Source organism: Mycobacterium sp. TH-M25, from assembly GCF_057473665.1.
In genome coordinates this window covers 1-8,695 of record NZ_JBYCLA010000575.1, presented here as the reverse complement: position 1 = coordinate 8,695, position 8,695 = coordinate 1, and the positions used below count along the sequence as shown (strand labels likewise).

General features: G+C 70.0%; 5 protein-coding genes and 2 pseudogenes. 3 read left to right on the top strand and 4 right to left on the bottom strand.

Features of this window, described 5'->3' with window-relative positions:
- A pseudogene (locus AC2VOU_RS19190) lies at positions 1-1,000 on the bottom strand (type ISP restriction/modification enzyme); the annotation flags it as partial.
- Between the two features lie 395 nt (positions 1,001-1,395).
- Between AC2VOU_RS19190 and AC2VOU_RS19185 the strand changes: the two are divergent.
- From AC2VOU_RS19185 to AC2VOU_RS19175, 3 genes and pseudogenes are all read left to right on the top strand, one after another.
- Positions 1,396-2,592 (top strand): hypothetical protein, encoded by a 1,197-nt coding sequence (locus AC2VOU_RS19185; RefSeq protein WP_486958782.1) that lies wholly within the window; start codon positions 1,396-1,398, stop codon positions 2,590-2,592.
- Positions 2,593-2,742: 150 nt separating this feature from the next.
- Positions 2,743-3,651, top strand: a pseudogene (locus tag AC2VOU_RS19180) (serine/threonine-protein kinase); the annotation flags it as partial.
- Positions 3,652-4,802: 1,151 nt separating this feature from the next.
- Entirely contained in the window at positions 4,803-6,797 is a 1,995-nt protein-coding gene (locus AC2VOU_RS19175; RefSeq protein WP_486958781.1) for a serine/threonine-protein kinase, read from the top strand.
- A gap of 407 nt (positions 6,798-7,204) precedes the next feature.
- Here AC2VOU_RS19175 and AC2VOU_RS19170 read toward each other — a convergent pair whose 3' ends face one another.
- From AC2VOU_RS19170 to AC2VOU_RS19160, 3 genes are all read right to left on the bottom strand, one after another.
- Entirely contained in the window at positions 7,205-7,645 is a 441-nt protein-coding gene (locus AC2VOU_RS19170) for an FtsK/SpoIIIE domain-containing protein (protein ID WP_486958783.1), read from the bottom strand.
- Positions 7,646-7,962: 317 nt separating this feature from the next.
- Entirely contained in the window at positions 7,963-8,223 is a 261-nt protein-coding gene (locus AC2VOU_RS19165) for a hypothetical protein (protein WP_486958780.1), read from the bottom strand.
- Between the two features lie 132 nt (positions 8,224-8,355).
- Positions 8,356-8,695, bottom strand: a 340-nt coding sequence (locus AC2VOU_RS19160) for a hypothetical protein (RefSeq protein WP_486958779.1), incomplete at its 5' end; no start/stop codon positions are given.

Sequence of the window (8,695 nt, the reverse complement as noted above, 5' to 3'; positions counted from 1 at the left end):
AGCCGGAGAGCTTGCGGAGCTCGGGATCGTATTCGCCGAGGAACCGTTCGTAGAGGTGCAGATATGTATCGCGGTTGCCTGCACGGACTTTCGGCCAATCGACGGCGCCGATCACGCGTACCAGCAAGTCCAGTATTACCCGGAAGTCAGCGGCGACGTAGTCGGTGAGCAGCTGCAGGGCACGTGACATCAGGGAGTGCTGCCCGGCAAGCTTGGTGCCGACCTCGTGCAGACTGCCGGCGGCGACAAGGTCAATGTTCTCGGTGCGGGCCAGCAGCAGCGCGAAGGTGACAGCCTGGGCGTACCCGTCGGCGAAGACGTCGTCGGTGGCAGTGGGAAACAACAGGGCCCGCCAGTCGCGGGCCAGGCCGTGGAACGGCTGATCGGCTTCCTTAGCGCCCGCGGCGATCGCGCGGGTTTCTTGGGCGAGCTGGTCGAGGACTTCCCCGCGTAGAAGCCGGCACAGCGGTGCGACCTCGCGAACGAGTGCGACGACGCCGGTGATGTCGACCGGGTCCCACCGCAGAAAGTCAGTCAGCAGGACCTCAAAGTCGTCCCCGCAGGTGAGTTTGGTTCCCGCGGTACGCAATGTGCCGCCCGCCAAGTGCACAGGGTCTCCGACGGGGTCGCCGTGGTGGTAGAGCCGCCACTCGGTTCCGTTGGTGTAGATCAAGTTGGGGAAGTCGCGTTGGCGTTCCCATTGGCGCTTGTTATGGTCGGCGAACGATCCGGGGTCCAAATTCGCCCCCGGTTTCTTGACCTCCAGGTAGCCGGTGATGGCCCCGTCGACGCGGATCGCGTAATCCGGCCGGACGCCGCGCTCTTTGTCGCTGACTTCGTCGTGAGGGACGACTGTCAGCGACAGGTTCTGGCCGGCGGCAGCGAGCAGTTCTTCTATGGGGGCTCGGATCGCAGCCTCGGCTTCTCCTGGGCCGGCCAGCTTTTTCTTGCAGACATCACCGAGTGCTGATGTCGCATCGATGATCCATTGCGCAGGCATACGTCCTCACAGGTCATTCCGAGCATCTGAGGACATCAAACACTGCTGTCCGTGCAGGGCCGGGTATTTCTGTTGGCCCTGTCTGCCGATCTCGGTGTTGACGACGCCGTAACCTGACCCCGCGACTCGAAGATCATCGCCGCGGCGATGACCCCGACCCTCACCGCCTGACCCGGGCTCGTCCTCCCCCGGCGGCTCAATCGCCGTTTCACCCCCGTCGTTGGCACGATCCCCGAACCGGGGGCGCGTTGCTTCCCCCCTCTTCCCCCGCGGCCCCTTCCCGACCGGCCGTGACCACACCCCGCTGCGAGCCCATGTCTGTTTAGTTTCGTAGTTATGTTTTGTTTTGTTCCGTTATGTTGTAACAAGCCGACGAAACGACTACGATTGCCGTCATGAGCGATATCGCCGCCGACTCGCCCGGCGCGCAGCGGGACAATTGCAGCTACCCGGGGTGCACGCGGCCGCGGCGCCCCGATCCCGCGACCGGCCGCCCCTCGCGGTACTGCGAACAGCCCGACGTCGACGGAGGGCTTGTCCACAACCGTGCAACGGCCTTCAGGGCTCGCCGCGCCGGAGTTGCCATCCAGGAGGATTCGGCGACCTCGGCGCCGGTGTCGATGGCCCGCGCGACCCTTGACCAACACCTCGCCGAGCTCCCCGGCAGGGTCGCGGAACTGCGTCAGTATTTTGACGACGTCGTGGCCGAGATCCGGACCGCCGGCGATCTTGAGGCCGCCGGCGCCGAGGTCGAGGACGCCCACCGCGACGCACTCAGCCGGATCACCGAGGCCGAGCGCCGAGCCGCCGCCGCCGAGCGTGCCGCCCGGCTGGCCGAGGAACGAGCGCAACAAGCCGAGCGTGACCGTGAAGAAACCGACCAGCTCGCCGAGGAGGCTGCCGCGGAGACAGCGCGGGTCCGCGAGCAAGCAGAAGCCGAGACCGCCGCGGTGCGGGCCGATGCCGAGGCGGCCGCGGCCCGCACCGAACAGCAGTTGGCCGAAGCCTCAGCCGGGTATCACGATCGCCTGGCTCAACGTGATACCGAAGTCGAGCAGGCGCAGCAGGAGGCTGCCGCGGCCCGCCTCGAGGCCGCGGCCGCGCGCTCCGCTCAGCGGGCCGCCGACGACGTGGCTATACGCGAGCGCGAGGCGGCCGCCGAGCTGCGCCGCAAGCTGGACCAAGCCCGCCATGAGGCCGACGAAATGCGCCGACAGCTCCAAGCCGACCTCGACTCAGCTCGTTCGGCCACCCAGCAGGCGATCGCCGAAACCGCGGCCGTCCGGGTGGACCTGGCCACGACTCAGGCTGAGGCTGACGCTGCACGGCGAGCAGCAGAGGTCGATCGGGCGGCGGTTGCCAACCTGACTCGTGACCTCGAGCGGCAACGCGACGACGCGCGGGCAGAACGAGAGGCCCTACACGAGACACACGCCCAGCAGCTCGCCCAGGCGCAGCGCAGCGCCGACGATCGCGTGCAGGCACTCACCGATGCCCTCACCGTCGCGACAGCGGCCGCCGAAACCTATCGGGCCCAGCTCCAGCCCGCCGCGGGGAAAAGATCACTCCCACGCAAGAGCCCGTCGTCGTAGCCCGTGCAGCTGCTCGGCGGTGAATGACACAGGCGCAAGCGTTGCACAGCGCGCCGACAGAGCGAGTGAAACCGCGACGAACCCCACCGACACCTCCCCCACAGGTCATTTGCCTCACCGCGGCGACCTCGCGCTTGTACCCTTCGGGTCATGCCGTTGGCCGAGGGTGTGCACTTCGCCGGCTACACGGTGGTGCGGTTCCTGGGGGCCGGCGGCATGGGTGAGGTGTATCTGGCCCGGCACGCGCGCCTGCCCCGCAACGAGGCGCTGAAGATCCTGCGCGCCGACGTGTCCGCTGACCCCGATTACCGGCAGCGCTTTGAGCGCGAGGCCGATTCGGCCGCCAGGCTGTGGCATCCCCACATCGTGGGGGTGCACGACCGCGGCGAATTCGACGAACAGCTCTGGATCGCGATGGACTACGTCGACGGCCCCGATCTGGCCGCCCTGCTGCGCACCCCGTATGCCACCGGCATGCCCGCCGGCGAGGCGATCGCTGTGATCACCGCGGTCGCCGACGCGCTGGACTACGCCCATCACCGCGGCCTGATGCACCGCGACGTCAAACCCGCCAACATCCTGATCGGCCGACCCGACGACGGCGGCAGCGCGGGCCGGATCCTGTTGAGCGACTTCGGGATCGCCCGCGCCCTCGACGACATCAGCGGCCTGACGGCGACCAACATGGTGGTCGGCACCGCCGACTACGGCGCACCCGAACAGCTGATGGGGCACCCCTGCGATCACCGCGCCGACCAGTACGCCCTGGCCGCCACCGCCTATCACCTGCTCACCGGGCACCCACCGTTCCCGCGCCCTAACTCGGTGGCGGTGATCAGCGCCCACCTCACCGCCCCGCCGCCGCGTCCTAGTGCCGACCGCCCGGAGCTGGCGCCCCTCGACGAGGTGTTCGCCCGGGGGCTGGCCAAACACCCCGCCGAGCGGTTCGGCGGCTGCGCCGAGTTCGCCGCCGCCCTCACCGAACGCCTGCAGCACTGTCCCACCGGCGCCCCGCCCCGCCCTGGCGCCCCCTGGTCGCTGGCCCCCACCGCCGCGCGTGACCGCCCGCCGCTGCCCGAGCCGGCCGCGGCCACCACTCCGCCACCCCCCTACCACGACGGCGCGCCCCCGGTGCCGCAACGCCGAGGGCCCCGGTGGTGGATCCGGGGGCGCCCGGCGGCAGCCGCGGTGAGCGCGGCGGCCGCGGTGGTGCTGGCCGTGGTGGTCATCCCCCGCCTTGGTGAGCACCACCGGGCGCCGCCAGCAGACCTCGCCAGCTACCAAGGCGCCGCCCGGCAGGCCGGCCGCGACTATCTGCAGGCACTGGCGCGCGGGGACGCGGCGGCCGCCCTGGCACTCAGCGCCGCCCCGCCCGGGCGCGCCGGGCTGCTCACCGACGACGTGTTGCGCGCCCAGGTGGCCGCGGTTCCCATCACCGACATCGAGGTCCGCTCGGCACCCGAGGCGCCCGGCGCCAACCCTGCCGACGCGCAGTACCTGATTTTGTCGGCCCGCTTCGGGCCCACCGCCTCCCAGACGCGCATCGGCGCACACCGCGTCGGCGGGGGGTGGAAACTTGACGCCACCACCGTGGCCGTCGCTATCGGCACCGCGACACCGCCCAACGCGTCGCTCAAGGCTGTCGCGGTGTGGGGGGTCGCGACCCACGGTGTCTCACCGGTCACCGTCTTCCCGGGCGCGGTGGCTGTGTCGTCGGCCAACCGCTACATCGACATCAGCGCGCCCACCACCGCGGTGCTGCTCGACGCGCTCACCGACACCGGCGGGCGGGCCCGCATCGCACCGGTGGCCACGCTCAACGACACCGGCCGCCAAACCGCAAAGACCGCCATCGATGACTTCATCCACCACTGCCACCACGGAACAGCCCCGCCCCCGGACTGCCTGCAGCCCTCCTCAGGCACCAACTACCCGACCATCACCGGGCCCGGCGACTTCGCCGCCACCACCTTCACCTTCGACGCCGCCACCATGCTGGTGGCTGTGGGGGGTCGGGCCACCTACCACGGCACCAGCCCCGCCGTCCCCAACTACACGCTGATCACCGACGTGCTGGGCACGGTGGATCTGACCCGGGATCCGCCCACCTTCACCCGCACCGCCGTCAAATAGCCGCCGGGCCGCCGCCGCGCTCCCGGGCTCAGTGAAAGCCCGAATGTGCAGCGCCGGTGTGCTTGTAGGCTTCCGTCATGCCGTGGGCCGAAGGAGCGCAGTTCGCCGGCTACACGGTGCAGCACCTGGTGGGCGCCGGCACCCTCGGTGAGGTCTACCTGGCCCGCCACCCCCGGCTGCCGCGGCACGAGGCCCTGAAAATCCTGCGCGCCGAGGTGTCCGCCGACCCCGACTACCGGCGCCAGTTCGGCCGGAATGCGGATTCGGCCGCCGCGCTGTGGCATCCCCACATCGTGGGGGTGCACGACCACGGCGAGTTCAACGGGCAGCTGTGGATCGCCACGGACCTCGTGGAGGGCCCCGACTCCGCCGCACTGCTGGGCACCCGTGGTGGCGGCCTGCCCTCGCACGAGGTGGCCGACATCGTCGCCGCCGCCGCCGACGCCCTGGACTACGCCCACCACCGCGGCCTGCTGCACCGCGGTGTCAAACCCACCAACATCCTGGTCAACCGCCCCGACCCGGGCGGCGCGGCGCGCATCCTGGTCGCCGACTTCGGCCAGGCCCGCCCCGTCGGCGACAGCGCGGGGACCACGGTGAACACCGTGACCGCCGACGTCGTCGACTACTGCGCCCCCGAACAGCTTGCCGGCCAACCGCTCACCGGGCGCGCCGACCAATACGCCCTGGCTGCCACCGCCTACCACCTGTTGACCGGGACCAAGCTGTTCGGCCACCACAACCCGGTGGCGGTGATCAGCGCGCACCTGATGACGACCGCGCCGCCACCGAGCCGCACGCACCCCGAATTGGGCGGCGCCGACCCGGTTTTCGCGCGCGCCCTGGCCAAAGACCCCGCCGAACGCTTCGCGAGCTGCCGCGACTTCGCCGCCGCGCTGGCCGCCGCCCTGCCCGCCACCCCCGCCGCCCCCGTCGCGCTCACCGCCCCGACCCCCGCCGGGCACCCCGACCCGACGCGCCCTCCTCCCCCACCACCGGGCGCCCCCGGGACACCCGGCGCCCCCGGGGCGGCCGCCCCCGCCGAGATCGGCGCCGCGCCCACGGCTTCGGGCACCGCCACGCGCCGACGCACCAGCCGGCTGCTGGCCGCAGTGTTCGCGGTGGCCGTCGTCGCCGCAGCCGCCGGGCTGGGCATTTGGCTGGTCAACCGCCACGCCGCGCAGCGCGCCGCCCACGACCGCGAAGCCGCCCGCCTAAGCGGCCAGCATTACCTCGAGGCGCTGGCCGCCGGTGAAGCCGGCACCGCGCTGTCGCTGGGCGCCCAACAACCCGCCACCCCGCAACTGCTCACCGACGCGGCGCTGCGCGCACAGCTGGCCGGCACGCCGCTTACCGACCTCACCGTCACCGCCGACCCCCACGCCGCGCCGGGCACCCAGGGGCTGCTGCTGGCCGCCAGGTTCGGTGCCACCGCATCGCAGACCCCGATGCGGGCGCGCAAGATCGACGGCCACTGGAAGCTGGACACCACCACCATCACGGTGGCCGTGCACCCCCCGCCCCACGCCGACAAAGCCATGACATTCCTTGCCGTGGCCGGGATCTCCACCAAAGGCGCCACGGTCTTGTCGGTATTCCCCGGCGAGCTGCGCATCGGCTCAACCAACCCCAACATCGACATCAGCGCACCCACAGTGCCGCTGCTGCTCGAAGCGCTGACAACCCCCACCCGGCCCAGCATCTCCCCGGTCATCGCGCTCAACGACACAGGCCGCCAAGCGTCGTGGGCCGCCGCGGACGCCTACGCCCACCGCTGCCACAACGGCAGCCCCCCACCGCCGGACTGCAAGCCGGCCAAGCCCCCGCCCCCCGGCGTGCCGCGCGGCGACCCGCCCGATCCGGGCACCCTGAAACTGCTCAACATCGAAAAGCCGCCGGAGCTGACCTACGACCTGGATGCGGCCACCATGACCGTGCATGTCACCGGCAAGGCCTTCTACGCCGCCCAGGGCCGATACGGCGGCCAAACCGCACCCGTCAACCTCACCGCCTACCTCGATGACACCGTCGACCTCACCACCGCGCCTCCCGCCGTCATCCCCGGTCGCTGAAGGGCCTGTCCGGGCCCATGAGCCCGCCGAGCAGCCGGCCCGGTGCCAGCGGACAGCGAAACACCACGCGGGTAATCGATTAGAAGGCCCCGGTCCTCGCGCACCGGCACGCTCAGCTGGTGCACGGCCCTGCAAGAGGCACAGATAAGACAGATGGAGATCGACTTCGGCGAGGCATGGGGCTGGCCCGGATCCAGGGCCGCGTCAACGACGCCGGCCTGGGACCCAGCGGCCCCTGATTCGCCCGGCTCAAGTGCGACTCTGCGGTCCGGCGCTCCACCGCGTGCTGCCCGCAACCTCGCCCCCGCCGCGCCCGGGGGAACCAATGGGATATGCAGGCCCGTAGCGCAGCGGAAGGCGTGGGATGGGCGGCGCCGCCAGCTTTCTTAGACGCTTGGCGAATCCGGTCAGTCGACATCGCCGGTTGCTGAAAACCACGGCTTCGGCTTGATGTGATGCTGTCGAGGACGGCTCCAAACTGGAGCGGTTGTAGCTGTGGCTGGCGCCGGCACGAATGTGCAAGCTAGCTGGATGGTCTGCGGAGAGTGCAGGGCGCATAAGGCGAATGCCAAGGAGTGCAGCGCAGTGGACTTCCCGGAACCTGCCGTGCCGATGAGCACGCCGTGCGGCCCGTTACCACCGGCTTCTGTATCTCTGAGGTCCAGCCACACTGGCGTGCCATCCGGTGCTAACCCCAGCGGAATTGGCAGCAGTTCGCCGCGGTGGCGCAGCCGTATGTCGTTGGTGGGCGCGCGCTTTGACGTCGCCGGGAATGTGCGGTGCGCGCCTAAGGTGTTCTCGATCCCGAGTAGGTTAAGTAATGTCGTCGCAGACGGTGCGGCGGCCATTCCGCTGTGATCAGTGGCGACTTGGCGCAAAGCGCGGGTGTATGGCATCCCCGTCGCGGGTTGGAGCCGCCGCGCCTGTTTCTTTCGAGAATTGTCAGTAGACATGTGATCCCATCCAAAGTTGGTCGCTGCAGCCCACATCTGCGGCGACACTCTCTGTCAGGGGCCAGTGCGCGGGAACCCGGTGGGTCTTGTCCCGATCTGATGAGGCAGCGGATCGATGTGGGCGAATCCGTGGCTGTCGGGAGTCAGGCCGCCGCGGCGGCGGCCCAGCGATCAGTGTAGTCGTCGTATTGGCAATTGGCGTCATCCGACGGTCAAAGAATGCTCAGCCCGCGGTCCATGTCGGGGGGCGGTTGGTGGCGGGGTGCGTCGAGGTCGCCGGCCAGTGCGCGAGCTTGGTTGATGCACAGGCGTGCGGCGGATTTCTGCTCTGGTGTGCTGGCGGGGTCGAGCAGTACGGTTTGGGCGCGTTTCTGGGCGCCGCTGGCCCTTTCTCGGCGGGCGAGGTGAGTGGGTAGGGCCTGGGCTGTGCGGATATCGTGCTGGGCTTGAGCCAGCGCTGAGGTATGGTCCATGCCGCACGATAACGCTGTGGCCCCGTGAAATGCGACCGCTGAGGGGAAGATTCGCCCGAAGGCAACACCCCATGCCGACGCGTCGGGGTCGGTGCGCTCTCAATGTCGAGTCGGTCTTCATGTTGGGGTGGGCTATAGGTCGTGGCCGGGGTGGTCGATGCTGTGTTGACGCTGCGGGTGTTCGAGGGTCAGGCGTTCGCGGGCCCGCAGGGTTTTGCGTAGGGCGTCGGCGTTGGGGAAGCCGAGTTCTTCGAGCAGGGCCGGGGTGGGGTTGAGCAGCAGGCTCCAGCCGGGTTTGCGGCCGCGAGCCTGTAAGCGTTGTTCGGCCGCTGCGGCTTTGGCTTTGGCTTCTGGGCTTTCGGCGGCCATGCGCAGTTCGAGGGTGAGCGCCTTGAGTTCTGCGTCTTTGGCGGCCAGTTCGTCGGTGTGCTCGAACGGCTCTGGGGGGTTGGCCAGGAAGTCGTCGAGGGCG